The sequence below is a fragment of the Actinoplanes sp. NPDC051537 genome (genome assembly GCF_055586105.1).
Genome location: NZ_JBVJIU010000004.1, coordinates 539,607 through 564,377, shown reverse-complemented (window position 1 = coordinate 564,377; position 24,771 = coordinate 539,607). Strand labels below are relative to the sequence as shown.

Below are 24,771 nucleotides of genomic sequence, written 5' to 3'. Positions count from 1 at the left end.
CCCCAACGGACGATAGGAGGAAGGGAAAGGGCAGGCGGAGCGGGCCGCCCGGGGCCCGCTCCGCCGCCCGTTCCTACCCCCTGGTGCAGGTCATCCCGTTGACGGTGAACGCCGACGGAGCCGGGTTGCTGCCGGTATAGGTCCCGTTGAAGCCGACGCTGGTCGACCCGCCGCCCGGCACCGCGCCGTTGTAGGACAGACTCGCGGCGCTGACCTGGGCGCCGGTCTGGCTCCAGGTCGCCGACCAGCCCTGGCCGATCTTCTGGCTGCCGGGGAACGTGAAGCCGAGGTTCCACGAGCCCCAGGCCGACGTGCCGGTGTTGGCGATCACGACGGTCCCGGTGAAGCCACTCCCCCAGTCGTTGACGCTGTAGGTGACCCGGCAGCCGGTAGAGGGCGACGAAGGTGAGGGCGAAGGAGAAGACGGCGAGGGAGAGGGAGAGGGAGAGGGAGAGGGAGAGGGAGAGGACGGGGAGGGCGACGCGGTCCCGGGCTCCTGCCCCCAGATCAACTTCCCACCGTCGTACAGCGGAACGTTCTTGTTCAAAGAGGTGCCGGCCAGATAAGACGGGTCATTGGACGAATCCCAGGTGCCGCCGTCGGCGACACCGACCTTGAACTGCACCTCCATCCGGTACGCGGACTGCCCCGCCGGCGCGATCGAGTAGCCGGCGCAGTTCACCTCGACGTACCAGATGTCCCCCGACCACTGCTTGGCGGTCGACGGTGACGGGCAGCCCTGCGTGTAGCCGGGCGTGACGACCAGCGCGGCCGTGCCCTCGCGGCGGAAGAAGTACCGGTACGACGCGCCGGTCAGGGCCCGCGCCGGGTACGCCGACTTGTTGTAGATCATCACCTTGAGCGCGGTGTCCCGCGGCTCGTCCTGCATGACCGTGGTCTCGACCGTGATCTCGTCCATGTCCGGCGTCTCGGCCTGCGGGAAGCCGGCCAGCGTCGCCCCGCCGTATTCGTTGTAGAGCCGGGCCAGCGCCGAGGTGAAGCCCGCGTTGTAGTCGGTGGCGACCTCGTTCATGACGTAGTTGTCACGCGTGTCGGAGTACGCGTCGTCGTTGGTGGACGGCCCGCCGACCAGGGCGCCGTAGAGCGTGTGCCGGGTGTTCACGGGCGTGTTGATGTTGTCCCACCAGGACCCGTGGGCGGTGCGGTGATGCGGGTTCTTCGGTGCGCCGGCGCCGAAGCCGATCACGTACGAGGAATGGCGCGGGTTGTCGCCGAGGTCGTAGTCGATCTGGCGCACCGCGAAGTCGTGGTACCGCGCCTTGCGTACGGAATCCGCGGTCTTGTCGCTGTAGACCAGGGCCACGAACGCCGTGTTGGCCGCGTATCGCAACGATCCCCAGCTGTCGAGCACCGCCTCACCGCCGGGCGAGTAGCGCACCTTGTCGCCGTTGACGCCGACGGTCCACCAGTCCAGCCAGCGGTTGGCGTCGTCGATGTACTTCTGCTTGCCGGTCAGGTCGGCCAGCAACACGTACGCGCCGAACTGCTTGTTGTCCCAGGCGATCGTCCACTTGTAGGAGTGGGTGCTGGTCTGCGGCTCGGTGCCGAGCGCGTCATAGAGCGACTCGGCCTTGGCCAGGTACGTCGCGTCGCCCGTCGCCCGGTACAGCCAGATCGCGCCCCAGACCAGCTCGTCCTGATAGCCGCTCCACGACTTGTAATAGGCGGCCGCGTCGGTGATGCAGTCGCTGTAGGCCTTCCGCACCGTGTCGGCGAACGTGTAGAGCTGCTTCGCGTGGGTCAAGAGCTTGTCGGCGTACGCGGAATCCGTCGGCCGGAAGACCATGGAGCTCGCGGCCATCGCCGCCGCCGTCTCGCCGGCCAGATCCGAGCCGCCGCAACTGGCGTCGATCTTGTAGGCCGGCCGCGCCATCGGCATCACCTCGGCCGGGCCCCACCATTTGTGGTCGTCGTCGCCCTTGCCGACCTGACCGTAGAGGACGTTCGCGGCGGGGTGCGCCTTGATGAAGTAGTCGTTGGGCACCCGCAGGTTGTTCAGGAACGAGGTCAACTGCCCCGATTTCGTGTACGCGTCGCGGTACTCGACCGCGCCCCAGGCCAGCATCGTGGTCGAGAACGCCATCGGGAACCCGAACTTGACGTGGTCGCCGGCGTCGAACCAGCCGCCGGTCAGGTCGAGCCCGGCGTCGGAGCCGTCGTTCATGGCCGCGTCGCCGCGCCACGAGACCTGGCTCCACGACGGCTTCTTGCCGGCGATCTGGGCCTGGTAGAAGAACATCGACTTCTGGAGCGCCTCACCGTAGTTGAAGGCGCCCGCGGCGGCGGCCGGGGAATTGGTGGCGACGAGGATTCCGGCGGCCGCGGCGAGGACCGCGGCCACGACGGCGAGCAGGAGACGGCGCATGGGGATGCCCTTTGGTCGGGAGCGGGCCGAGCGTTGGGAGCGCTCCCAGACATTGAACATTCTCGTTGCGCGTTTGTGAAGCCTGATCTTCGGGGAAGGGTGTCTTGTCCGAGTTATCCCACCACAAGGAGGTCCTGATGAGCGCCGTCACCAACCCGGCGACCGTCGAGGAGTGCCTGCGGGTCGGCACCGGCTTCAGCCAGGGCGACCGCAACTGGATCGCCGAGCAGTTCGCCACGCTCGACGCCCGGCTGGCCTCGTTCCACGCCGACGCGACGGAACTGGAGATCTCCGTGAAGGACCGCGAGGCACGCGGTCAGAAGGTGACCCTGGAGTGCTGGATCGGCGGCCGCGACAAGATTGTCACGACGTCGTCCGAGGAAGACCTGCACGCGGCCCTGATGGACGTACGCGATGACCTGCGCCGCAAGCTGAACGACGCCAAGACCAAGCAGGAGCCGCGGCACAACCGCCACCTGCGCGACCTGCCGCCGGTGACCGAGGAGGAAATTCAGTAGGAGTGCGCCGACTGCCAGTGTGACCAGGCGCCGCACGGGGACTTGTACTTCCCCTTGACGTAGCCGAGCCCCCACTTGATCTGGGTGGCGGGATTGGTCTTCCAGTCGTCGGCGATGGACGACATCTTGCTGCCGGGGAAGGCCTGCGGGATCCCGTAGGCGCCGCTGGGGTTGGCGGCGCGGTGGTTCCAGCCGCTCTCCTTGTTCCACAGGTTGTTGAGGCAGGGGAACTCGGCGATGCCGAAGCCGGCCGCCAGCATCAGCGCGCAGCCGGTGGCGCGGTTGCCGGAGAACTCCTGGCAGGAGCCGGGGATCGGTCCGTTGTACGGGATCGTGGCACCGGACGCCTTCGCCTTGGCCTCGGCCTTCTTGGCGGTCACCGCCTTGGCCAGGTCGTGCGCCCGGCCGGCGGCGCTGCGGGCCTCGGAGGCGGCTTTCTCGGCCGCCTCCGTCTCGGCCTCGCGCTGCCAGGCCCGGGCCGCGACGTGCGCGTTCTGCCGCGCCTTGAGCAGCTGCATGTCGTCGGCCTCGGCCTGCACGGCGAGGCCGGCATGGCTCGCCGGGACGTGGGCCACCCGGCCCTGGCCGAGCGCGATGCCGCCGGCAGCGCCGGCGACGAGCAGACCGACGGATGCGGCACGGACACCGACCCGGCTGAGCCGACTCACGATCTTCCCTTCGCCGGGGGGCAACGAAGCGGCTGTGCCGCACCGGGGATCGTAGCGGCGATTCGGCTCAGGTCCAGTCGAAGACCGGGGTGTTCATCGGCATCCTCTCGCTATCCGGGAGTTTCCGGCCGGTGACGGAGGCCGGGCTCACACCCAGCGACCGGTCACCGACCCCCCGTTACGGATACCGTCGCCGATGCCGCCCCTCGAATCGCTTGTGGAATTCTTGCGATGTGATCGAGTTTCGGATGTCCGGTCCCGTCGAGGTACGCGACGACGGCGAGCCCGTCGACGCGGGTCAGCCCCGGCAGCGGGCGGTGCTGGCCGCGCTGCTGGCCGACGCCGGCCGCCCGGTGCCGGTCGACACGATCGTCGACCGGGTCTGGGGGCAGGAACCGCCGCGGGGCGTCCGGCCGTCGCTGCAGGCGCACGTCACCCGCATCCGGCAGATGCTCGGCGACATCCCGCTCACGTTCGCGGCCGGCTGCTACACCCTCGAGATCGACCCGCTGCGCGTCGACCTGCATCGCATGCGGCACCTGGCCGCGCAGGCCCGCTCCCCCAAGATCGACGACGCCGAGCGGGTGGCGCTGCTGCGCGAGGCGGTCGACCTGTGGCGCGGCGAGCCGCTGGCCGGGGTGCGTGGGCCCTGGGCCGAGCAGTACCGGCAGGTCTGGCGGCAGGAGCACGTCGCGGCCGCGGTGGCCTGGGGCGACGCCGAGCTGCACGCCGGCGACCCGGCCGCGGCCGTCGCGGTGCTGGCCGACCTGGCCGGCGAGCATCCGCTGACCGAGTCGCTGGCGGCGGTGCTGATGCGGGCGCTGGCCGCGGCCGGGCGTCCGGCCGAGGCGCTCGCCCGGTACGAGACCGTGCGGCGGCACCTGGTGGACGAGCTGGGCGCCGATCCGAGCCCGGAGCTGCAGGCCGCGTACCGGGTGATCCTCCGCGGCTCGGCCCCGCCCGATCCGCCGGTCGCCGGGCCCGCCCAGCTGCCGCCGGACGTCTTCGGGTTCACCGGCCGGGCCGACCAGCTCGCCCGGCTCGGCGGCGGCGCGATCGTCGCCGTCTCCGGGATGGCCGGGGTCGGCAAGACCGCGCTCGCCGTGCACTGGGCGCACACGGTCGCGCATCGGTTCCCGGACGGCCAGCTCTACGTGAACCTGCGCGGCTTCGACCCGGCCGGGCGGGTGATGGACCCGGCCGACGCGGTCCGCGGCTTCCTCGACGCGCTCGGCGTGGCCCGCGACCGGGTTCCGGACGGGCTCGACGCGCAGGCCGCCCTCTACCGCAGCCTGCTGGCCGGCAAGCGGATGCTGGTGCTGCTCGACAACGCCCGCGACGCCGAGCAGGTACGCCCGCTGCTGCCGGCCGGTTCGGGCCCGGTGGCCGTGGTGACCTCGCGCAACCGGCTCGCCGGTCTGCTCGCGGTCGAGGGGGCGCGGCTCGTCACGCTCGACGTGCTCGGCGACGGCGAGGCCCGCGAGCTGCTGGGCCGCCGGCTGCCCGGGGCCGGCGCCGAGCCGGCCGCCGTGGCCGACATCGTGGCCGCCTGCGGCCGGCTGCCGCTGGCGCTGGCGATCGCCGCCGCCCGGGCCCAGCAGAGCGACTTCCCGCTGGCCGTGCTGGCCGCCGAGCTGCGGGAGACCGGCGCGCGGCTGGACGCACTCGACGCCGGCGACCCGGGCGTGCAGGTGCGGGCCGTGTTCGCCTGCTCGTACGCGGCCCTCTCGGCCCCCGCCGCCCGACTGTTCCGGCTGCTCGGCCGCCATCCCGGGCCGGACGTCTCGGTGGCCGCGGCCGGGGCCCTGGCCGGGCTGCCGGCCCGCCGCCTGCTCGGCGAGCTGGCCCAGGCCAGCCTGGTCACCGAGCACGCGCCCGGGCGGTACATCCTGCACGACCTGCTGCGGGTGTACGCCGCCGACCTGGCATCCCCGGCGGAGTCGGCCGAGGCCCTGAGCCGGCTGCTCGACCACTACGTGCTCACCGCCCACGCCGCCGACCGGCTGCTCTACCCGGCCCGCGACCCGATCGAGGTGCCGCTGCCGCCCGGCGACCCGGAACCGCTGGCCGGGCACGACGAGGCGATGGCGTGGCTCGCCGCCGAGCACCGGGTGCTGCCGGCCGCGGCCCGGACCGCCGCCGAGACCGGGCACGACGCCCGCGCCTGGCAGCTCGCCTGGTCCCTCGACACGTTCCTGTTCCGCCGCGGCCTCTGGCACGACCAGATTCCCCTGTGGACCGTCGCGCTGCGCGCGGCCGAGCGGCTCGGCGACCTGACCGCGCTGGCCATGGCGCACCGCAGCGTCGGGCGGGTCAACGTCGGCTTCCGCCAGTTCGACGAGGCCCGCGCGAACCTGCGCCGGGCCGCCGAGCTCTACGAGCAGACCGGGAACCCGGCCGGGCAGGGCTTCGTGCACAACACGCTCGGCCAGCTCGCCGGCGGCCAGTCGAAGGACTACGAGCTGGCGCTCGAGCACAGCGCCAAGGCGCTCGAGCTCTACCGGCGGGCGGGCAGCCCCCGCGGGCAGGCCATCGCGCTGAGCCAGTTCGCCTGGTTCAACGACATGCTGGGCCGGTACGAGGAGGCCATCCCCTACTGCGAGCAGGCGCTGGAGCTGCACCGCCAGGTCGGCGACCGGCGCGGCGAGGCCGACGTGCTGGACAGCCTCGGCTACGCCCACCACCACCTCGGCCGGTACGACGAGGCCGCGGCCTGCTACCGGCGGGCGGCCGAGGTCGCGCACGAGCTCGGCGACCAGTACGCGGAGGCCCAGATCCTCGACCACCTGGGCGACACCCACGACGCGGCCGGCGCCCTCGACGAGGCCCGCACCGAGTGGACCGCGGCCGCCCGCATCCTGGCCGCGATGGCCCACACCGACGAGCGCGCGGTCCGCGCCAAGATCGACGCCCGGCCACTAACCAACCGCTAAGCATTTCCCCTGGTCGGTGGGGCGAAGCTCCTTCTCGAGCGCCCCGGGCAGCGGCCCGCGGCGTACTCGAGTCGGGGAGGATCTTCATGAACCGCAAACGCATCGTGGCCGCCGTGGCCGTCCTGGCCGCCGGTCTCGGCATCCCGGTCGTCAACTCGGCGCCCGCCATGGCCTACGGCAGCAAGCCGAGCAACTGCGAGTCGCGCTGGCTCTGCGTCTATCGGGACGACAAGTTCAACGCCGTCTCCAAGGACCCGCACGGGAGGTTCCGGGAGAGGGCGGCGAACCTCACCGCCTTCGCGCACCAGACGTGCGGCTCCAAGAGCGAGTACACCTGGAACAACTGCATCACCTCGCTGTGGAACGACACCCTGTCGTGCTGGCACCTGTACGACAACTTCAACAACACCGGCGGCTTCCACAACCTGGGCCCCGAGGACGGCTACACCAACCTCAAGACCGAGGCCGACTACAACGACAAGATCTCGTCCCTGAAGCCCAACCCGAACGCGAGCCACAAGGACTCATGCGCCTTCACCTAGGGCTGGCGCTGGTCGTGGTGGTCACGTCGGCCGGCTGCGCCGCCGGCGGCGGGACCACCACGCCGGACGACTATGCCCTCGCCACGGTGACCCACAGCGGACGGTACTGGGACGACGCCCGGGTGATCGCCGACGCGGAGGAGCGTCTGGTCCGCACCTGCATGGACGGCAAGGGCTTCGCGATGCCGCCTCCGGCGGCCAGCGGCCCGGCGCCCGCCCCGCCGGCGCCTCGCCACGAGGAGATCGACGGCGTCGACCTGGCCTACCGGAAGGCGCACGGTTACGGACTCGCCGTCGCGTCGCCGGCGCCGCGGTCGCAGCCGCCCGCCGAACCGCCCGGATTCGGCGCGGCGATGTCCGGCGGCCGGACCGTGAAGGTGGGCGACATGCTCGTCGCGTCGGGCGGCTGCCGGGGGGAGGCCCGCGCGGCCCTGGCCGGATCGGTCGAGCGCTGGGCCACGGCGGTGTATCTGCCGGACACCCTCAACGACGACCTGATCGCGGCCACCGCGAACGATCCGGCTCGGGACCGGGTCAAGCGGGACTGGCAGGCCTGCATGACCGGCTACGGCTACCGGTTCACCGAGTACGCCCAGCCCCGCGAGCGGGCGACGGCCGCGTCGGAGCGCCGGGTCGCCACCGCGGACGGGATCTGCCTGGTGCGGGCCAAGGTGATCGAGACCGGGATCGCGCTGCGCCGGCGGGCCGCGCTGGGCATGCCGGCGGCCTGGCGGGAGAGGCTGATCCGGGCGGCGCAGATCAGGCGCGAGATGGCGGCCCGCCGCTAACCAACCGCTAAGCATCTGCCCTACGCGGCCGGGCGAAGCTCTCCCCGAGCGCCGGGGCAGCGGCCCGCGGCGTACTCGAATCGGGGAGGAACTCATGAACCGCAAGCGCATCGTGACCGCGGCGGCCGTGCTGGCCGCCGCGCTCGGCGTCCCGCTGGCCAACCCGGCGCCGGCCCTGGCCAACGTCGCCCGGCCGAGCAACTGCGACCCGGGCTGGCTCTGCCTGTACCGGGACGACCAGTTCAACAAGAACTCGTTCGACACGGTCGGCCGGCTGTCCACGACCGCCAAGGACCTCGGCGTCTTCCCGCACAAGACCTGCGGCGCGACGACCGCCAACTACACCTGGAGCAACTGCATCACGTCGATCTACAACGACACGTCGGCGTGCTTCCACCTGTACGACAACACCGGGAACACCGGCGGCTACCACAACCTGGGCCCGCACGACGGCTACACCAACCTCGGCACCCAGGCCCACTACAACGACGTGATCTCGTCGGTGAAGCGGGGGCCGAGCAGCGGCTCGTGCAACTTCAGCTAGGCCTCGGGACCACCGAGCAGTGAGCGCAGCCGCTCGGCGTCGTCCTTCCGGCCCAGGTCCTCGTAGACCCGCAGGGCCTGACGCCGGGCGGTGCGCGCGGCGGCCTCGTCACCGCGGGCGGACTCGCTGGCGGCCAGGCGCTCCAGGGTGCCGGCCTCGTTGCGCCGGTCGCCCATCTCGCGCAGCAGCGGCAGCGTCTCGCGGAACCGGCCGACGGCCTCGGCGTAGCGGCCGCGGGCGTGCTCGAGCTCGCCCAGGCTGTCGAGAACGGCCGCCTCGCTGGTCGAGCCCACGGCACGCACGCCGCGCAGCGCCGCGGTCAGGTGCTCGGCCGCTTCGTCGAGGCGGCCGAGCCGCACCAGGTAGAGCCCGGCCTCGTTGTGCACGTCGGCCACCGAGCTCGGCCGCTCCAGCCGCTCGTAGAGCCGCAGGGCGGACAGCGCGCCGGTCAGCGCGCGCTCGTGGTCGCCGCGGTCGTCCCAGCAGAACCCGATCGCGTGGTGGATGCGCGCCTGCTCGAGCAGGTCGTCCGTCTCCTCGGCCAGGCCCAGCGCCCGGTCGAGGCACGCCATGCCCCGGTCGAACTCGCCGGCCTTGACGTAGGTCGTGCTCATCAGCCGCAGCGCGAGGATCAGCGTCGCCGGCCGGCCGAGGCGCTCGGCCGCCGCGAGCCCGGCCTCCCAGACCGCGACCTCGTCCTCGGCCCGGAACCGGCGGTGGTGGTAGTTGTCCAGGCTCCAGGCGAACTGCCACACGGCGTCGTCCCAGCCCTCGGCGGCGGCCTGCCGCTGGGTGGCGCAGAGGTTGTCGTACTCGGCGCCGATCCAGCGCTGGGCGGCGCGGGAGTCGGGCGGGTCGTGCGGGACCACGCCGGGTGCGGGCGGGGCGAGCCGGACCGGGATCCGGTCCGGCGTCGCGCGCACCTCGGCGTTGAAGGCGCTGTGCAGGTAGAAGTCGGTCAGCCGGCGGCGGGCGGCCCGGGCGTCGGCCGGGCTCGCCAGCTCGGCCGCGTAGAGCCGCACGAGGTCGTGCATCCGCCACCGGCCGGGCGCGTGCTGGTGGGCGAGCGACAGCCGTTCGAGGGCGCGCAACGACGGCCCGGGCGGCCCGGCGAGCAGCGCGGCGGCGGCCGGCTCCCCGATGTCGGGCCCGGCGGCGGTCCCGAGCAGCGCGAACGCCCGCCGCTCGGGCTCGGTGAGGGCGGCGGCCGTGGTGGCGAGCACGCCGCGCAGCCCGGCCACGGCGTCTCCCTCCAGCGCGCTGAGCCGGGTGGCGGCGTCGCGCAGCTCGGCGGCGACCGGCGCGAGCCCGAGCTCCGGCGTGGCGGCGGCCCGGGCGGCGGCGATGCCGAGGGCGAGCGGGAGGCCGGCGCAGGCGGTGACCACGGCGGCGGCGGTGCCGGGCTCGCCCAGGGCGCGGGGGTCGAGGCGGCGGCTCAGCAGCTCGTGGGCGTCCGCGTCGTCCAGCACGGACAGCGGGACGGCGGCGGCGGCGTGCGCGGCGATCAGGCCGGTCAGCCGGTCGCGGCTGGTCACCAGCACGGCGCTGGCGCCGCCGCCGGGCAGCAGCGGGGCGACCTGGGCGCTGTCCCGGGCGTTGTCGAGGACGAGCAGCATGCGGCGGCCGGCGACCAGGCTGCGGTACAGGCCGATCTGCGCCTCGAGGCCGCCCGGCTGGGCCCGCATGGGAACGCCGAGCGCCTCCAGGAAGCCGCGGACCACCCCGCCGGGCGGGGCGGGGCCGGCGCCGGGGTCGAAGCCGCGCAGCTCGGCGTAGAGCTGCCCGTCGGGGAAGGACTCCCGGTGCCGGTGCGCCCACTGGGTGGCCAGCCAGGTCTTGCCCACGCCGCCCGGGCCGGTGATCACCGCCACCCGTCCCCCGGCCAGCGCCTTGGCCAGGGCGTCGAGGTCGGCGCGGCGCCCGGTGAAGGTGGGCGCCGCCGCCGGCAGCTGGGCCGGGACGGGCGCCGCCGCCGGGACGGGCCCGACCGGGGGCGGCGCGGCCCGGAGAACGGCCTGGTGGGCCTCGACCAGCTCGGGTCCGGGGTCGGTGCCGAGCTCGTCGCGCAGCCGGCAGCGGACGGTCTCGTAATGGGCGAGGGCGTCGGCGGTGCGGCCGGCCGCGTGCAGCACCCGGATGAGGGCGGCGGCGACGGGCTCGACCAGGGGGTGCGCCGCCTCGGCCTCGGCCAGCCGGCCGAGCGCCGCCTCCGCGTTGCCGTTCGAGGCCGCCGCGAGCGCCCACGCCACGGTGGCACTCAGACAGTCCTGCAGCAGCGCGGCGCGGACCTGTTCCGCCCACCGGCCGGCCAGGCCGGCCAGCGGGTCGCCCCGCCACAGCGCGAGGACCTCGGCGTCGGGCGAGCGGGCCGCCAGCGCGGCCCGCAGGCGCAGGGCGTCGACCGCGGCGTCGAGCACGTAGCCGCCGGAGCGCCGGGTGAGCGGGGCCGGGCCGCCGCTGGCACGCTCGAGGACCCGCCGCAGCTGGGCGATCGCCACGTGCAGGGTGCGCCGGGCGCCGGCCGGCGCCTCGTCCCAGACCCGGTCGATCAGCGTCTCGGTGGTGACCGGGTGGCCGGCGTCGAGCGCCAGGGCGGCCAGCACGAGGCGATGCTGCGGCGGGCCGGCCGCGCATGTGCGACCCGCCACCACGATCTCCACCGCCCCGAGCAGGCGGATCTCGACCGGCTCCTCCACGGATCGAACCGTATCAACCTGTCGCACCCCCGCCGTTTGGCAGCGCGTGGCACCGTGGTCCCGTGATCGATGGGCAGTTCGCCAATCCTCGCGGCATGCTCGGCCGTCTGGTGGGCCGGGTGATGGCCCGCGCCAACGCCCGGCTGACCCGCCGCGTCGTCGACTCCCTGCATCTGCGGGGCGACGAGACGGTGCTGGAGATCGGGCCCGGGCCCGGGGTCGGGCTGGCCGAGCTGGCCGCGGCGCTGCCGCGGGGCCGGGTCTACGGCGCCGAGCCGTCGGCGGCCATGCGAGCTCAGGCCGGGAGGAGGGCCGGCGACCGGGTGACTCTGCTCGACGCCACCGCGGCCACCGTCGACCTGCCGTCCGGGACGTGCGACGCGGTCTGCGCGGTCAACAACGTCCAGCTCTGGCGGCCGCTCGGGCCGAGCCTCGCCCGCGTGCTGGAGGTGCTCCGGCCCGGCGGCACGCTCGCGATCGGCGTCACCGAGCACGCGGTGCTGCCGGACGGGGGCTCGGTCGGCCACGAATACGACACCCGGCTGCTGCCGGCGCTGGCCGAGGCCGGCTTCCTCATCGAGGAGACGGCCTGGGAGCGGGGCGGGAACGGCCGGGAGCTGCTGGTCGTCAGCCGACGACCTTCCCGGGGTTGAACAGGTTCAGCGGGTCGAGGGTCCGCTTGACGGCGACCTGCATGGCCAGCACCGCCGGCGACAGCTCCTGCCGCATGCCGGCCCGCTTGAGCAGGCCCACGCCGTGCTCGCCGGTGACCGTGCCGCCCATCGCGATGGCCGCGCTCAGCATGTCCTCGAAGGCGGCCTGCGCGTTGCGCCGGGCGTCCTCGTCGCCGGCCGGGGCGAGGATCAACGGGTGCAGGTTGCCGTCGCCGGCGTGCGCGATGGTCGCGATCGTGGCGCCGTGCCGGGCCGCGATCCGCTCGATCGCGGCGAGCATCTCGGGCACCCGGGAGCGCGGCACGCAGACGTCCTCGGTGAGCACCGGGCTCAGCCGTTCGAGGGCCGGGTAGGCCAGGCGGCGGGCGGCGAACAGGGCCTCGGCCTCGATCTCGTCGGTGGACTGCTCGGCCCACAGCGCCCCGGCCGCGCGGAAGACGCCGGCGACCTCGGTGGCCTCGTCGTCGCCGGCCGCGCCGGGACTGTCGAGCTGGGCGAGCAGCAGGGCCGCGGCGTCGGCCTCGAGGCCCAGGTGCTTCCACTCCTCGACGGCCCGCAGGCAGGTGCGGTCGAGCAGCTCGAGCGCGGCCGGCAGCAGCCCGGCGCGGGTGACGGCGGCGACCGCCTCGCCCGCCTCGACCACGCTCGCGAAGGCGCCGACCACGGTCCGGGGCGCCTCGCGGCGGGCGGGGCGCAGCCGTACGGTGATCTCGGTGATCACCCCGAACGTGCCCTCCGACCCGGTGAAGAGCCCGGCCAGGTCGTAGCCGCTGACCCCCTTGGTGGTGCGCCGGCCGAGCCGCACGACGGTGCCGTAGTCGCCGGCCGGGCCGCCCACGACCGCCTCCATCCCGAGGACGTAGTCCCGGGTCACGCCGTATTTCAGGCAGCAGAGGCCGCCGGCGTTGGTGGCCACGTTGCCGCCTATCGTGGACCAGGGCGCGCTGGCCGGGTCGGGCGGGTACCACAGCCCGTGCTCGGCGACCGCCGCCTTCAGGTCGTTGTTGACCACGCCCGGCTGCACGGTGGCGGTCATGTTCTCGGCGTCGATCTCCACGATCCGGTTCATCCGGGACAGGTCGAGGATCATCGCGCCGTCGACCGCGTTGGCGCCGCCGGACAGCCCGGTGCCGGCCCCGCGGGTCACGATCGGCACGCCGCGCTCGGCGCAGGCCGCGACCACCCGGCGTACATCCTCGGTGCTCTTGGGACGGACGGCCGCGACCGCCTTCCCGTAGGGCGCCCACTCCGCGTCGTCGTGGCTGAGGCTCTCCAGCACGTCCGCGTCGTCGACCAGGTCGAGGCCGGTCAGCAGCTCCCTCATCTCGCTCACTTCAGGAACTCCAGGATCGCCTCGTTCGCGAGCTCGGGCCGGTCGATGTTGGCCGCGTGCCCGCAGTTCTCCAGCGTCACCACGCGGGCCAGCGGGTTGGTCACGGCGACGGCGGACGCGTGCTCCGCCGGCCAGAGCTGGCTCTCCCGGCCGGCCAGGAACAGGCTCGGTATCGACATCCGGGCGATGACGTCCCGCCAGTCCTGCTCGGCGTGGTTCTGCAGCAGGGCGCGGCGCTCGGGCGTACGGGGATCGACGAACGTGAGCGGACCACCCAGCGCCGCCGTCACCCGGTTGATCCCGGCCAGCCGGTCGGACCGCAGCCCGCGCCCGGTGTCGGGGATGCCGTCGTCGAAGAACGTGCCGACGTTCCGCGCGGTCAGGCCGTAGAAGCCGTGGTTCCAGGTGTCGTCGTTGACCATCTTCGGGGTCTGGTCGATCGTCACCACGGCCCGCAGCAGCGCCGGCCCGAACAGGTCGTAGTACGCCCAGATCGTGCTCGCGCCCATCGAGCCGCCGATCAGCGTCACGTCCCGCAGGCCGAGCCCGGTGAGCAGTTCCTGCACGTCGGCGCCGTGCCGGGAGAGGCGCTGCCCGTGCGGCGGCGACTCCGAGGCGCCGTGCGAGCGCCGGTCGAGGCCGATCACCCGGTAGCCCTCGGCTGCCAGCGCCGCGCGTTGCAGCTCCCAGCTCTCCAGCGGCGCGCAGAAGCCGGCGATCAGCACGACCGGTGCGCCGTCGCCCTCGTCGGCGTAGTTCAGGCGGACCCCGTCGCTGGTCGTGATCGTGGGCATACGGCGACCCTACGCGCTCCCCCGCTCGACCGGTTTGCGGATGAACCGCGGGCGGGGCCGGGCGCGGTGAGAAGCTACAGCATCTCTCACCCGTGGCCGTCCGGCGTGCTCGCCGAGGGCGACATTTCGTAACCCTAAGGTTGCACCCACGTGACGCGCGTAACAGGCAGCATCGTGGCCACCGGATGGGCTGGTGAACAGCCGCGGGGCGCGCCCAACCGGCATCACCATCGAGAGGAGAGGTCGGATGCAGGTGCGTTTCCGGCAGCCCGGCGCCCGAGTCACCATGCTCGCGTTCGCCACGGCCGCCGTCCTGGCCATCGCGGGTTGCGGCGGAGGCTCGTCCAGCGAGGCAAGCACCAGCGCGGACGGCGGGTCCAAGCCGCTCACGCTGCGTATCGCATACAACCCGAACGCGACGAACACCACGATCGTCGTGGCGGACCAGCAGGGGTTCTTCAAGAAGGCCGGTCTCGACGTCAAACTCACCGCGACGCAGAACTCGGCCGCGCTCATCCCGTCCATCGGCAAGCAGTTCGACCTGATCACGGTGACCCCGCCGTCGCTGCTGCAGGCCGCGGCGCAGGGCCTCAAGCCGATCCTGGTCTCGGCCGAGGACGTGGAGAACTCGACGGACAAGCGCAACAGCTACATCATCGGCGGCGCCGGGATCACCTCGATCGCGGGTCTCAAGGGCAAGACGATCGGCGTGCCGAGCCTCAGCGGCAACCTGTACGAGGGCGCCGTGATCATGCTCGACAAGGCCGGCCTCAAGAAGACCGACGTGAAGTTCCTCCAGGTGCCGTTCGCCGACATGGCGGGCGGGCTGAAGACCGGCACCATCCAGGCCGCCGCGACGATCTTCCCGTTCAACGGCCAGTTGCTCGGGCAGGGCGGCACCGACCTGGGCACCCCGACCGACCTGACCGGGGACGGCTCCGAGGCGCTGTCGGCCGGCTGGGTCGCGTCCGCGCCGTGGGCGGCCGCGAACAAGGCCGGCATCGACGCCTTCAACAAGGCCCAGGACGACGCGCTCGCCTGGATGAAGGCCAATGACGCCGCGGCCAAGCAGATCCTGGTCAGGGACTTCAAGCTGCCGGAGCAGGTGGCGGCCAAGTACCCGGTCACCCAGTACGTCGAGTTCCAGGCCAAGCCCGAGCACCTGCAGCCGTGGATCGACGCGATGAAGAAGGTCGGCGACCTGCCGGCCGACTTCAACACCCCGGCCAGCGACCTCGTCTACCAGGGCTGAACCCCACCATCCGCCGGTGGCCTTCGCCGGCCGCCGGCGGCAAGTCCATCGGGAGGTGAGACATGAGCGAGAACCCCGACGTCGTCTTCGAACTGCGCGAAGTGGGCGTCAAGCTTCCGGCCGGGCCCACCGGCCGCGACATCCTGCGGCAGGTCGGACTGAAGGTCCACGCCGGGGAGATCATCGGCATCATCGGCCCGTCCGGGACCGGCAAGACCACGTTGCTGCGCATCCTCAGCGGGCTGCTCCTGCCGACGACCGGCAGCAGCCTGCTCGGCGGAGAGCCGGTGACCGGCCCGTCGCGCGACGCCGTCACGGTGTTCCAGGACTACGCCACGGCACTGCTCCCGTGGCGTACGGTCGCCAAGAATGTCGCTCTTCCGCTGGAAGGACGCACCACCAAGGCCGAGCGGAAGCAGCGCGTGCAGCGCGCCCTCGAGATCGTCGGCCTCGCCGAGCGGGCGGGCGAGTACCCGTGGCGGCTCTCCGGCGGCATGCAGCAGCGGGTGCAGATCGCCCGCGCGCTGGTCGTCGAGCCCAAGGTGCTGCTGATGGACGAGCCGTTCGGCGCGCTCGACGCGATCACCAAGGGAACCCTGCACGACCAGCTCATGGACGTGCAGGCACAGACCGGGCAGACGATCATCTTCATCACCCACGACGTCGACGAGGCCGTCTACCTCGCCGACCGGGTCATGGTCATCCATGGCTCGCCGGGCTCGATCGTGCACGAGGTGACGACCAAGCTGCCGCGCCCGCGCGACCAGATCGCCACCCGCGACCTGCCCCGCTTCCAGGAGGTCCGCCACGAGCTCGCCGAGGTGCTGCGCCATGGGCGACCTGCTTAGGCGCGGCGGCCGGGTGATCAACTGGCCCGGCATCGCGGTGATCGTCCTGTTGCTGGTCGCCTGGCAGCTGATTGACGTCGAGTCGTTGCCCAGCCCGGTCGCGATCTGGCACGGCTTCCAGGACCTGACCGGCCCGGACGGCGGACTCGGCGAGGCGCTGCTGCACACGGTCAGGATGGTGCTGATGGCGTGGCTGATCGGCGCCGGGCTCGGGCTGGTCCTCGGCCTGTTGCTGGCCCTCAACCCGGTGGTCGGCTCGTGGGGCTCGGCGACCGTGGACATGCTGCGGTCGTTGCCGGTGGTCGCGCTCATCCCGATCGCGATCCTGGTGTGGGGCACCGGCGATCTCACCGAGGTGATCCTGGGTGCGTACGCCGCGCTCTGGCCCATGCTCATCAACACCGCCGGCGGCGTCCGGGGCGTGACCCCGCGCCTGCGCGACGTCTCGCGCACGCTGGGGCTCTCCCGCACCGCGACGCTCGTCAAGATCGTGCTGCCGGCGACCGGTTCGTCGATCCTGGTCGGCGCCCGCCTCTCGCTCGCCACCGCGCTGGTCGTCTGCGTGGTCAGCGAGATGCTCGGCCTGCAGAGCGGGGTCGGCAACCAGCTGGTGCTCGAGCAGAGCGGCATGCAGCCGGCCCGGATGTGGGTCTACGTGCTGCTCGTCGGCGTGCTCGGCCTGATCATCAACGCCGGCCTGATCCGGGCGTTCCGCGTCCTGTTCCCCGGCATCGCGCTCGTGTCCGAGAGGAGCGGCAATTGAGCCTGCGTACGCTGCGGGGTCTCGCCCCCATCGCGCTGGTGATCGTGCTGTGGCAGCTGCTCGGCAGCCAGGACTCGATCACCACCCCGCCCCCGTCCGCGTGGTGGGAGTCGTTCAAGTCGATCGAGCGGAGCGGCGCCCTGTGGCCGGCCCTCGGCACCACCCTCGAGCTGTTCGTGCTGGGCCTGCTGCTGGCGACCGTGCTGGGCGTGCTGCTCGGCGCGGCGCTGGGCTCCTCGCGGCGGCTGAGCCGGGCGCTGAACCCGCTGTTCGAGTTCATCCGGGCCACCCCCGCGGCGGCGATCGTCCCGGCCGCGCTGGTGCTCTTCCAGGCGAACAGCAGGACCGAGATCGGGATCATCGTGTACGGCTCGATCTGGCCCATCCTGCTGAACACCGCCGCGGCCCGGGCCGCCCTGCCGTCCATGCGCCTGGAGATGGCGCAATGCCTGCGGCTGAACCCGTGGGACCGCCTGCGCAAGGTCGTGCTGCCGTCCCTGCTGCCCGAGATCGTGGTCGGCATCCGGGTCGCGGTGCCGGTCTGCCTGATCGTGACCCTGCTGGTCGACTTCCTGGTCGCCACCGGCGGGATGGGCTACCTCCTGGTCCAGTACCAGCAGAGCTTCCAGGTGGCGAGCGCGTTCGCGCTGCTGGCCACGATCGGCGTGGTCGGCGTCCTGCTCAACCTGGTGATCGGCATGGCCGAGCGGGTCATCCTGCGCCGCTGGCCATGAGGCGGATGTCGTCGTCGGTGATCTCCACCCGGACCACTTCGACCCGCTCGTCGGGAGTGGTGTTCGGCGAGTGGAACACGAGACGGCTGACCCCGTCCGGGCCCTGGAAGATCATCCCGTGGCCGCCGTTACGCGCCCACAACGGCTCCGGCCGTTGCAGCCAGGGCCCGATCACCCGACCGCTCGCGGACTTCGCGACCCCCATCGCGTATCCCTCTTCCCCGAAGCTCGACCACAGCATCAGCAGCGCGCCGTGTTCCGATCGCACGAGGAACGGGCCGTCGGTGAACAGCGGATCCTTGCCCAGATTCAGCTGCTCGGGCGGTTCGGCGCCGTCCGGGAACCACAGCGGCTTGCTCCACGGCGCGGCCGAGGCCCGGAACAACAACGCCGGCGAGCCCACCGGCGCCCGCAGATCGGCGGAGAGCCGCAGGGCGTACATCTCGCCGTCGGAGATTCCGGGCTCGCCGCCCGGGATGCCTTCGGCGCCCCGGCTGTACACGAGCCACGGCGTCGCGTCGTCGTCGACATACACGGTGCCGTCGAGACAGGGGACGTCCCGCGGCGTGACCGGACCGTCGCTCCACGGCGCGAACGGCCCGGTCGGCCGGGACGAGATCAGGGCCTGGATGCCGCGCGGACCGGCTCCCGGGTGCGAACTGGCGAACGTCGCGAACATGACGAACCGACCGTCGTGGGCGACCACCTCGGGCGCCCAGAACTGGGTGTCGGCCCAGAATCCGGCCGGTGGGCGGAACGCCGGGACCGGCCCCTCCCACGTCACGAGATCGTCGCTGGTGAAGCAGTCGAAGCCGGTCGCGGGCCCGCCCCAGAGATTGGGGTCGGTCGTCCCGTACAGGACGAACTTCCCCGGCGACGGTTCCAGGATGTAGGGGTCCCTCATCCGGATGTCGGTCAGCGGACGGCCCATCGCCCAACAGTACCGATTTCAGATCGTGATGACGGTCTTGCCGCGGGTATGGCCGGACGTCGCCTCGGCCAGCGCGTCGCCCGCCTCGGCCAGCGGCCGGACCCGGGCGATCGGCACCCGCAGCGTGCCCGCCACCGCCCGCCCGGCCAGCTCGTCGAGCAGCGCACGGTCCGGGTTGCTCATCACGTTGGCGCCGGTCAGCCCGCGCGGCTCCAGCAGCGCCGGGTCGGCGGCGCGGTGCACCGAGACCACCCGGCCGCCCGGCCGGACCAGCTCCAGCATCTCGGCGAACGCCTGGCCGCCGTTGACCAGGTCGATCAGCGCGTCGACGCCGTCCGGACACAGCTTGCGCACCGACTCCACGAAGCCGGGGCGGTCCACCACGTGGGCCGCGCCCAGGTCCGCGAGATAGTCGCTGTCGGCCGGCGGCCCCGAGGCCACGACCGTGGCGCCCCGCGCCGCCAGCAGCTGCACCGCGAAGCTGCCCACGCCGCCCGGCGCGCCCACCACGACGACCACGTCGCCGGGGGCCGCCGCCGCGCAGCGCAGGGCGACCACCCCGCTCAGCGGCAGGCAGGCGGCCTCGTCGAAGGACAGCCTCGCCGGCATCGCCGTGAAGCACTCGTCCTGGCCCACGACCAAATGGGTGGCGAACGCGCCGCGGTGCAACGATGGGCCGCCGAGGTAGCCGAACACCGCGTCCCCGGGGCGGAACCGGGTTACCCCGGCCCCGGCCGCGGCCACGACCCCCGCGTAGTCGCGGCCGACGACGACCGGGAACCGGTACTCGAAGGCGTGCCGCAGCGCGCCGGCCGCGACCTTCGCGTCGAAGGCGTTCACCGACGACGCCCGCAGGTCCAGCAGCAGCTGGTCGTCGGCGAGCGGCGGAAGCTCGAAGTCCGCGAGCGCGGGGCGTTCGCCGAACGCGGTGAGGGTCAGACCGGTGGCCCGCATCAGATCTCGTTCCCCCAGTAGTAGCGGCACGCCATCTCGACCAGGCGCAGCTTCTCCTTCTGCTGCGCCGCCGACATCAGCGGCTCGGCGGCCACCGCGGCGAAGCCCGAGCTGGGCGCGAACGCCACGTCGTCGAGGCTGCGGCGGTCGGCGATCTCGTCAGTCATGGCGAGCAGGCGGTCCATCGGCTCGGGGTCGGGCCGGGACGTGTCGACCACGCCGAAGCTGACCGCGATCCCGGGCGCGACCGCCTCGAACGGCAGCCGGCGCTTCTCGTCGCGCGGGAAGTCGATGCACAGCCGGCGGAACGCGAACCCGGTCAGCAGCCGGTCGACGGCGCCGGAGTCGTACCCGCCCTCGGTGGTCGGCAGCGGCCCGTGGTCGGTCAGGTCGAGTCCCACCCGGAAGTGGTCCGGCACGCCGATCCCCGCCACCGCCTGCCGATCCGCCTCGAGGACGGCGTCGAGCAGCGCGCCGGCGTTCGCGATCCGGGCCCGCCCGTCGACCGTCAGCAGCGCGACCAGTAGCGGGTTCCCGAGCGCCACGTAGGCGACGCCCTGGGCGGCGAGCGCGGCGATCTCGGCCGCAAGGATCGCGGCCAGCTCGGCGCCGGCGCGGGCCACCGTCTCCGGGTCGCCCGCCGGGTCACCGAGCCACGCGAGATATCCGGGCGACGGCAACGAGACGAAGACCGGGCGGTCGACCGTACGCAGGAGGGGCGCCACCTCGGCCGACGCCAGCCGCCCCGTCGCCGCCAGGCCACCGGCCACCGACCGCCGCCGGGCGGGCGCGATGCCGCACAGGTCGGCGATCGGGTGCTCGCCCGCGAGCGCCGCGAAGCCATCGACGTGGTCGTAGACCACCGACTCGAAGAAGTCCCGCCGGAACTGCCCGTCGCCGACCGCCGACAGGGTCAGCCGCCGCTGCTCGTGCGCGGTCGCCTCGGCCGCCTCCTCCTCGGCCGCCGCCCGCCCCGCGACGTCCCCGCCGGCCCGGGCCGTGACCAGCGCGGCCGGCCGGACCAGGCTGCCGTGATGGTCGATGTGGTACTGAAAATCGTCGGCCATGGTCGACTTCTCCTCACTGATCAATCCCGCCGACGCTAAGCCGATGGCCGCGCGAGAGGTATCCACTGGCGCGCATCCTTAGTTGAACCGGGCGGACCCGGGACGATTGGCGGACGGCAAAGATCCACCGAGTGAAATACCTTTGGCCGGTGGAGGACGGCTTTCTCGGTCCCCTGGTCCCGGCCAAGACGTCGCGACCACGGGCGCTGCGCACGGCGGTCGACCGGCCGCACCTGACCGCGTTGCTCGAGGACGCCGTCGGATGCCCGGTCACGCTGGTCTGTGCCGGCGCGGGCTGGGGCAAGACCATGGCCGTCTCGGCGTGGGCGCAGGCTCACCGCGGCCCGGTCGGCTGGCTGAGCCTCGACCGGCACGACAACGATCCGCAGCTGTTCTGGGCGTACGTGCTCGCCGCGCTGCGGGTCGCCGGCGCGCTCGCGCCGGACAATCCGCTGGCCGCGCTCGGCTCGGTCCCGGCCGACGAGCGCGAGCGCGCCGGCCGGCTGCTGACCGGCCTCGCCGCGCTGCCCGCCGGCACCGTGCTGGTGATCGACGACGTCCACGAGATCGACGACGCCGAGGTGCTGCGCGAGCTCGGCGACCTGCTCCACCGGATGCCGCCGGCCCTGCACGTGCTGCTCGCCGGCCGGTCCGAGCCGCCGCTGCGGCTGCACCGCCTGCGCGCGGCCGGCGGCCTCGCCGAGATCCGCACCGCGCACCTGGCCTTCACCGAGCCGGAGGCGGCCGGGCTGCTCACCGGGCACGGGCTCAGCCTCGCCGGCGAGGACGTCGCCACGCTGGTGCGGCGCACCGAGGGCTGGGTGACCGGGCTCCAGCTGGGCGCGGCCTTCCTGGCCGGGCACGACGGGCCGCCCGAGGTCGGCGACTTCGCCGGGGACGTGCGCGACGTGGACGACTACCTGACCGAGGAGGTGCTCGCCGGCAGCACCCGCCGCCAGCGCCGCTTCCTGCTCCAGACCAGCATCTGCGAGAACGTCTGCGCCGGCCTGGCCAACGCCATCACCCGCGACGGCGACGGGCAGCGCATGCTCGAGCAGCTCGAACGCGACAACGACTTCGTGCTGCGGCTGGGCGCGAAGCCGCTCTGGTTCCGCTACCACCACCTGCTGCGGGACGTGCTCGGGCACCGGCTGACGCTGGAGTCGCCGGGCACGCTGCCCGAGCTGCATCGCCGGGCCGCCCGGTGGCACGCCGAGAACCATTCGGTCCTCGAGGCGCTCGACCACGCCGTGGCGGCGGCCGATTGGGCGTACGTGGGAAGGCTCGTCACCACCCAGGCCGCCCCGCTGATGGTCTCCGCGCACCGCCAGGCGCTCGTGAAGATCCTGCGGGAGATTCCCGGCGACGTCGTGACCACCACGCCCGAGCTGCAGATCTGCGGGGCGCTGCTGCTGTTCCACGCCGCCGACTACGAGTCGCTCCCGGCCCGGCTCGACGCCACCCTCGCGATGCTGGCCGACCGCCCGCCGGCGGGCCGGGAGTCGGTCGAGATCATGACGCACACGCTGCGGCTGGCCGCCGATCGGGCGGTGGGCGACATGCCGGCGCTCATCGACTGCAGCGACCGGCTGTTGTCGCTGCTCGCCAACACGACCGCCACGGCCGTGCCGGCGATCGCCCAGAACCGGGCGATCGCCCTCAGCAACAAGGGCCTGGCGCTGCTCTGGTCGGGTGAGCGGGACGAGGCCGAGCGCTGCCTGTGGGCCGGGTCGACCGCCTCCCGGGCCGCCGGGGTCGAGCTCAGCGAGATCAACGCGACCGGCCACCTCGCGCTGGTGCAGGCCATGTCCGGCTCGGTGCACGAGGCCGCCCGGCTGGCCGGCAGCGCGTGCGACGTGGCCGACCGGCGTGGCTGGCGGTACACGCTGCAGGCCGTGGCCGCCCACCTGGCCCGCGCCCTGGTCCACATCGAGGCGATGGAGCTCGAGGACGCGCGGCGCGCACTCGAGGACGGCCTGCGGGCGCACTACAGCGACCCCGAGGCGGCCCAGCGACTGATGGCGCTGGGCGTCCAGGCCCGGCTGCTCACCGTCGAGGGCGACCTCGCCACCGCCCGCTCACTGCTCGATCAGGCCCGCGGCGACCGGGGCGCCCGGGTGCGCGTACCCGGCGTCGACCGGTGGCTGCTGCTCCAGGAGTCCCGGCTCGACCTGGCCGACGACCAGCCCCGGCGGGTCACGTGGCGCTACACCGATCCGGCCGCGCCGCTCACGGCGGCGGAGGAGGTCTGCCGGGCGCGGGCGGCGTACGACGAGGGCGCCTTCCGCCGCGCCGAGATCCTGCTGGCCGACGCGCCCGAGCGGCAGCGCGACACGATCGCCGGGGTCGAGGCCGGCATCCTGCGGGCGCTCGTGGCCGACGCCCGCGGCTATCCGGTGCAGGCGGCCGACCTGCTCGCCGAGGCGGTCGCGCTGGCCGGTCGCGAGGGCATCCGCCGGCCGCTGGCGGCGCCCGGGCCCCGGCTCGCCGCCCTGCTGCGCCGGTTGCGGCTGCTCAGCGAGCCGTCGCTGGCCAGCCCGGCGGTCGAGGGGCTGAGCGTCCGCGAGGCCGAGGTGCTGCGCTACCTGACGACGATGCTCACCGCGGCCGAGATCGCCACCCAGCTCGGCGTCTCGGTCAACACGGTCAAGGCACACATGCGCGCCGTCTACCGCAAGCTCGGCGCGAGCCGGCGCAGCGAGGCGGTGTCGCTCGCCCGCGACCACGGTTTCCTCTGAGACCGGCTGGTCAGTCCAGGGTGGACGCGATGTCGTCGTACGCCGGCTTGAGTTCCTTCCAGCGCGCCACGGCGTCGCACCGCTCGCCGCCGGCCAGCACCGCGGCGAGATCCTCGATGTGCACCTGCACGCCGGCGCCGTAGGCGGCCAGCAGATCTGCCGGCATGCCGCGTTCCTCGAGAACCAGCGCCGTCCGGCCGCCGACGGCGGTCAGCGTGACCTCGACGACGTGCTCCTCGGCCTGCTCGGTGTCGATGGTGGTGACCACCAGGCGGCGCGGCGGTTCGCAGGCGTCCACCCGGACGGTGCCCTCCCACGCGCTGGCGAAGAGCCGTGCCTTCGACCGGCCGCCCAGGCGCAGGTCGCCGTCGAACTCACCGAGCCAGCGAGCGAGGCGGCCGGGATCGGTGAACGCCGGCCACAGCTCGTCGACGGTGGCGTCGAGACGGTCCTCCATGCGCACGACGCCCACGCCGTCGGCGATCCGCAGCGTGCCGATGATCTCGATATCCATGGGTCGTGTGTACCAGCCCGGTTACGTACCCGTCAAGGTACATACATCAGAGCTTGGCCGCGATGATCGGCGCCAGCCGGTCGGCGACCTTGCGGTGCCCGGCGTCGGTCGGGTGGGTCCCGTCGGTGTAGTCGGCCGCCACCAGCCACCCCTCCGTCGGCACGTAGAAGACGTTGGCGTCCCCGGCCGCGTTCCGGGCCTGCACGGCGGCCAGCGTCTGCGCCCCGAACCGCTTGCAGAACGTCTGCATCGCGAAGATCTTCGCCGCCGGGTACGCGGCCCGGACCTCCTCCAGCAGATGAACGTAGTGCGGCTGGAACGTGGTCGTGTGCGTCCCGTGCGCGAGGTCGTTGGTCCCCAGGTTGATCACCACGGCGTCGGCCCGGTACCGCGCGAAGTCCCACCCGGGCGACGACGCCGAGCTGCTGAGCCGCAGGAAGTAATCCTCCAGCCCGACACACCCGTCGGCGGTGGTGACCAGGCACGCCCCGCCCTGCGCGATCTGCGTGTGCCGCGCCCCGAGCCGGGTGCCGATCAGCCACCCGTACGCGGTGAGCGCGTTCTGCGACGTGGTGGTGCCGACCGTGATGGAGTCCCCCACGAACTCGATCAGCTTCGGCGGCACGGGAAGCGCGTACGTCTGCGCCCCCGAGTCGAGGACGAGGCCCTGGAACACCGCGTCCCCGTGGTACGACCCGGCGACCACCCGGTACGAGACCCGCAACGTGTGCCGCCCGCCGGCGAGCGGGGCCGGCGTCAGATTCACGGTCCCGCTCTGGTTGGTGAGGTAGCGGTCCGCTCCCCCGTCGATGCTGTAGTACAGGTCGATGCTGTTGCGCTGCCGCAGCTTGACGGTCGTGCCGGTGAAGCCCGTCGTGAGGTAGGCCCCGGCCCAGGCCGGCACCACCGCCGCCGGGTTCCGGGTGTCCCACCGCCCCACGAACGCGATGTTCGGGTCGGCCGGATCCCCGGTCGCGGCGGCGGCCGCGGCCCGGCTCGCGACGGCGGGCGTGATCAGCAGTGCCACCGCGGCGGCGACGAGCAGGCGGCGTGTCATGGCGACCCCCCTCATGGGAACGCTCCCATGGTCGCGC

The 24,771-nt window shown here is 73.2% G+C and carries 21 protein-coding genes; 11 read left to right on the top strand and 10 right to left on the bottom strand.

Annotation, left to right across the window (positions count from 1 at the left end):
- Nucleotides 1–73 precede the first annotated feature (73 nt).
- Nucleotides 74–2,386, bottom strand: coding sequence for a glycoside hydrolase family 9 protein (locus ACZ6TB_RS12350; RefSeq protein ID WP_465553537.1), 2,313 nt, complete (start codon nt 2,384–2,386; stop codon nt 74–76).
- Between the two features lie 137 nt (nt 2,387–2,523).
- Between ACZ6TB_RS12350 and ACZ6TB_RS12345 the strand changes: the two genes are divergently transcribed.
- Nucleotides 2,524–2,904, top strand: coding sequence for an HPF/RaiA family ribosome-associated protein (locus ACZ6TB_RS12345; RefSeq protein WP_465553535.1), 381 nt, complete (start codon nt 2,524–2,526; stop codon nt 2,902–2,904).
- Here the strand turns inward: ACZ6TB_RS12345 and ACZ6TB_RS12340 are convergent.
- Complete coding sequence (locus tag ACZ6TB_RS12340) at nt 2,898–3,572, bottom strand: aggregation-promoting factor C-terminal-like domain-containing protein (RefSeq protein ID WP_465553533.1); 675 nt, start codon at nt 3,570–3,572, stop codon at nt 2,898–2,900. The two genes, ACZ6TB_RS12345 and ACZ6TB_RS12340, sit on opposite strands and share 7 nt — an antisense overlap.
- A 233-nt stretch (nt 3,573–3,805) precedes the next feature.
- On the opposite strand from ACZ6TB_RS12340, the gene ACZ6TB_RS12335 reads away from it, so the two are divergent.
- From ACZ6TB_RS12335 to ACZ6TB_RS12320, 4 genes are all read left to right on the top strand, one after another.
- On the top strand, nt 3,806–6,505 hold the full coding sequence (locus tag ACZ6TB_RS12335; protein WP_465553531.1) for an AfsR/SARP family transcriptional regulator: 2,700 nt from the start codon (nt 3,806–3,808) through the stop codon (nt 6,503–6,505).
- Nucleotides 6,506–6,591: 86 nt separating this feature from the next.
- A complete protein-coding gene (locus tag ACZ6TB_RS12330; protein WP_465553529.1) occupies nt 6,592–7,047 on the top strand; it encodes a peptidase inhibitor family I36 protein in 456 nt (151 codons plus the stop codon).
- Nucleotides 7,032–7,835, top strand: a complete 804-nt coding sequence (locus ACZ6TB_RS12325) for a hypothetical protein (RefSeq protein WP_465553527.1) — start codon at nt 7,032–7,034, stop codon at nt 7,833–7,835. Before ACZ6TB_RS12330 ends, ACZ6TB_RS12325 begins: the two co-directional genes overlap by 16 nt.
- Before the next feature lie 94 nt (nt 7,836–7,929).
- A complete protein-coding gene (locus ACZ6TB_RS12320) occupies nt 7,930–8,379 on the top strand; it encodes a peptidase inhibitor family I36 protein (protein ID WP_465553525.1) in 450 nt (149 codons plus the stop codon).
- Here the strand turns inward: ACZ6TB_RS12320 and ACZ6TB_RS12315 are convergent.
- Complete coding sequence (locus ACZ6TB_RS12315) at nt 8,376–11,075, bottom strand: AfsR/SARP family transcriptional regulator (RefSeq protein ID WP_465553523.1); 2,700 nt, start codon at nt 11,073–11,075, stop codon at nt 8,376–8,378. The genes ACZ6TB_RS12320 and ACZ6TB_RS12315 overlap by 4 nt on opposite strands.
- Before the next feature lie 62 nt (nt 11,076–11,137).
- Here ACZ6TB_RS12315 and ACZ6TB_RS12310 point away from each other — a divergent pair, with 62 nt between their 5' ends.
- The gene (locus ACZ6TB_RS12310; RefSeq protein WP_465553521.1) at nt 11,138–11,728 is read left to right on the top strand and encodes a class I SAM-dependent methyltransferase; all 591 of its coding nucleotides are present in this window, start codon (nt 11,138–11,140) and stop codon (nt 11,726–11,728) included.
- Here ACZ6TB_RS12310 and ACZ6TB_RS12305 read toward each other — a convergent pair.
- Together ACZ6TB_RS12305 and ACZ6TB_RS12300 are read right to left on the bottom strand one after the other, a co-directional pair.
- Entirely contained in the window at nt 11,703–13,073 is a 1,371-nt protein-coding gene (locus ACZ6TB_RS12305) for an FAD-binding oxidoreductase (protein ID WP_465553664.1), read from the bottom strand. The two genes, ACZ6TB_RS12310 and ACZ6TB_RS12305, sit on opposite strands and share 26 nt — an antisense overlap.
- Nucleotides 13,074–13,078: 5 nt before the next feature.
- Nucleotides 13,079–13,876, bottom strand: coding sequence for an alpha/beta fold hydrolase (locus ACZ6TB_RS12300; RefSeq protein ID WP_465553519.1), 798 nt, complete (start codon nt 13,874–13,876; stop codon nt 13,079–13,081).
- Between the two features lie 247 nt (nt 13,877–14,123).
- Here ACZ6TB_RS12300 and ACZ6TB_RS12295 point away from each other — a divergent pair, with 247 nt between their 5' ends.
- From ACZ6TB_RS12295 to ACZ6TB_RS12280, 4 genes are all read left to right on the top strand, one after another.
- A complete protein-coding gene (locus tag ACZ6TB_RS12295) occupies nt 14,124–15,128 on the top strand; it encodes an ABC transporter substrate-binding protein (protein ID WP_465553517.1) in 1,005 nt (334 codons plus the stop codon).
- A gap of 62 nt (nt 15,129–15,190) precedes the next feature.
- Nucleotides 15,191–15,976 (top strand): ABC transporter ATP-binding protein, encoded by a 786-nt coding sequence (locus ACZ6TB_RS12290; protein ID WP_465553515.1) that lies wholly within the window; start codon nt 15,191–15,193, stop codon nt 15,974–15,976.
- Nucleotides 15,960–16,739, top strand: coding sequence for an ABC transporter permease (locus tag ACZ6TB_RS12285; protein WP_465553513.1), 780 nt, complete (start codon nt 15,960–15,962; stop codon nt 16,737–16,739). Before ACZ6TB_RS12290 ends, ACZ6TB_RS12285 begins: the two co-directional genes overlap by 17 nt.
- Nucleotides 16,736–17,473, top strand: coding sequence for an ABC transporter permease (locus ACZ6TB_RS12280; RefSeq protein ID WP_465553511.1), 738 nt, complete (start codon nt 16,736–16,738; stop codon nt 17,471–17,473). The genes ACZ6TB_RS12285 and ACZ6TB_RS12280 overlap by 4 nt, the downstream gene beginning before the upstream one ends.
- On the opposite strand, the gene ACZ6TB_RS12275 is transcribed toward ACZ6TB_RS12280, so the two are convergent.
- From ACZ6TB_RS12275 to ACZ6TB_RS12265, 3 genes are read right to left on the bottom strand one after another with little or no spacing between them, the layout of a single operon-like run.
- Nucleotides 17,451–18,404 carry a glycoside hydrolase family 43 protein gene (locus ACZ6TB_RS12275; RefSeq protein WP_465553509.1) on the bottom strand — a complete coding sequence of 318 codons (954 nt, stop codon included), beginning with the start codon at nt 18,402–18,404 and terminating at the stop codon, nt 17,451–17,453. The genes ACZ6TB_RS12280 and ACZ6TB_RS12275 overlap by 23 nt on opposite strands.
- Nucleotides 18,405–18,422: 18 nt before the next feature.
- A complete protein-coding gene (locus tag ACZ6TB_RS12270; protein ID WP_465553507.1) occupies nt 18,423–19,358 on the bottom strand; it encodes a zinc-binding dehydrogenase in 936 nt (311 codons plus the stop codon).
- Complete coding sequence (locus ACZ6TB_RS12265) at nt 19,358–20,425, bottom strand: hypothetical protein (RefSeq protein WP_465553505.1); 1,068 nt, start codon at nt 20,423–20,425, stop codon at nt 19,358–19,360. The genes ACZ6TB_RS12270 and ACZ6TB_RS12265 overlap by 1 nt, the downstream gene beginning before the upstream one ends.
- A 149-nt stretch (nt 20,426–20,574) precedes the next feature.
- Here ACZ6TB_RS12265 and ACZ6TB_RS12260 point away from each other — a divergent pair, with 149 nt between their 5' ends.
- Complete coding sequence (locus ACZ6TB_RS12260; RefSeq protein ID WP_465553503.1) at nt 20,575–23,163, top strand: winged helix-turn-helix domain-containing protein; 2,589 nt, start codon at nt 20,575–20,577, stop codon at nt 23,161–23,163.
- A gap of 10 nt (nt 23,164–23,173) precedes the next feature.
- Here the strand turns inward: ACZ6TB_RS12260 and ACZ6TB_RS12255 are convergent, their stop codons facing one another.
- The gene (locus tag ACZ6TB_RS12255; RefSeq protein WP_465553501.1) at nt 23,174–23,677 is read right to left on the bottom strand and encodes an SRPBCC domain-containing protein; all 504 of its coding nucleotides are present in this window, start codon (nt 23,675–23,677) and stop codon (nt 23,174–23,176) included.
- A 46-nt stretch (nt 23,678–23,723) separates the two neighbouring features.
- On the bottom strand, nt 23,724–24,734 hold the full coding sequence (locus ACZ6TB_RS12250; protein ID WP_465553499.1) for an SGNH/GDSL hydrolase family protein: 1,011 nt from the start codon (nt 24,732–24,734) through the stop codon (nt 23,724–23,726).
- Nucleotides 24,735–24,771: the final 37 nt, after the last annotated feature.

Bases quoted from the DNA above. Each gene is read 5' to 3' on its own strand.
- ACZ6TB_RS12345 (WP_465553535.1), top strand. From the start codon at position 2,524: ATGAGCGCCGTCACCAACCCGGCGACCGTCGAGGAGTGCCTGCGGGTC.
- ACZ6TB_RS12295 (WP_465553517.1), top strand. From the start codon at position 14,124: ATGCAGGTGCGTTTCCGGCAGCCCGGCGCCCGAGTCACCATGCTCGCG.
- ACZ6TB_RS12275 (WP_465553509.1), bottom strand. From the start codon at position 18,404: ATGGGCCGTCCGCTGACCGACATCCGGATGAGGGACCCCTACATCCTG.
- ACZ6TB_RS12305 (WP_465553664.1), bottom strand. From the start codon at position 13,073: ATGAGGGAGCTGCTGACCGGCCTCGACCTGGTCGACGACGCGGACGTG.
- ACZ6TB_RS12320 (WP_465553525.1), top strand. From the start codon at position 7,930: ATGAACCGCAAGCGCATCGTGACCGCGGCGGCCGTGCTGGCCGCCGCG.
- ACZ6TB_RS12265 (WP_465553505.1), bottom strand. From the start codon at position 20,425: ATGGCCGACGATTTTCAGTACCACATCGACCATCACGGCAGCCTGGTC.
- ACZ6TB_RS12350 (WP_465553537.1), bottom strand. From the start codon at position 2,386: ATGCGCCGTCTCCTGCTCGCCGTCGTGGCCGCGGTCCTCGCCGCGGCC.
- ACZ6TB_RS12325 (WP_465553527.1), top strand. From the start codon at position 7,032: ATGCGCCTTCACCTAGGGCTGGCGCTGGTCGTGGTGGTCACGTCGGCC.
- ACZ6TB_RS12300 (WP_465553519.1), bottom strand. From the start codon at position 13,876: ATGCCCACGATCACGACCAGCGACGGGGTCCGCCTGAACTACGCCGAC.
- ACZ6TB_RS12285 (WP_465553513.1), top strand. From the start codon at position 15,960: ATGGGCGACCTGCTTAGGCGCGGCGGCCGGGTGATCAACTGGCCCGGC.
- ACZ6TB_RS12290 (WP_465553515.1), top strand. From the start codon at position 15,191: ATGAGCGAGAACCCCGACGTCGTCTTCGAACTGCGCGAAGTGGGCGTC.
- ACZ6TB_RS12270 (WP_465553507.1), bottom strand. From the start codon at position 19,358: ATGCGGGCCACCGGTCTGACCCTCACCGCGTTCGGCGAACGCCCCGCG.
- ACZ6TB_RS12250 (WP_465553499.1), bottom strand. From the start codon at position 24,734: ATGACACGCCGCCTGCTCGTCGCCGCCGCGGTGGCACTGCTGATCACG.
- ACZ6TB_RS12255 (WP_465553501.1), bottom strand. From the start codon at position 23,677: ATGGATATCGAGATCATCGGCACGCTGCGGATCGCCGACGGCGTGGGC.
- ACZ6TB_RS12330 (WP_465553529.1), top strand. From the start codon at position 6,592: ATGAACCGCAAACGCATCGTGGCCGCCGTGGCCGTCCTGGCCGCCGGT.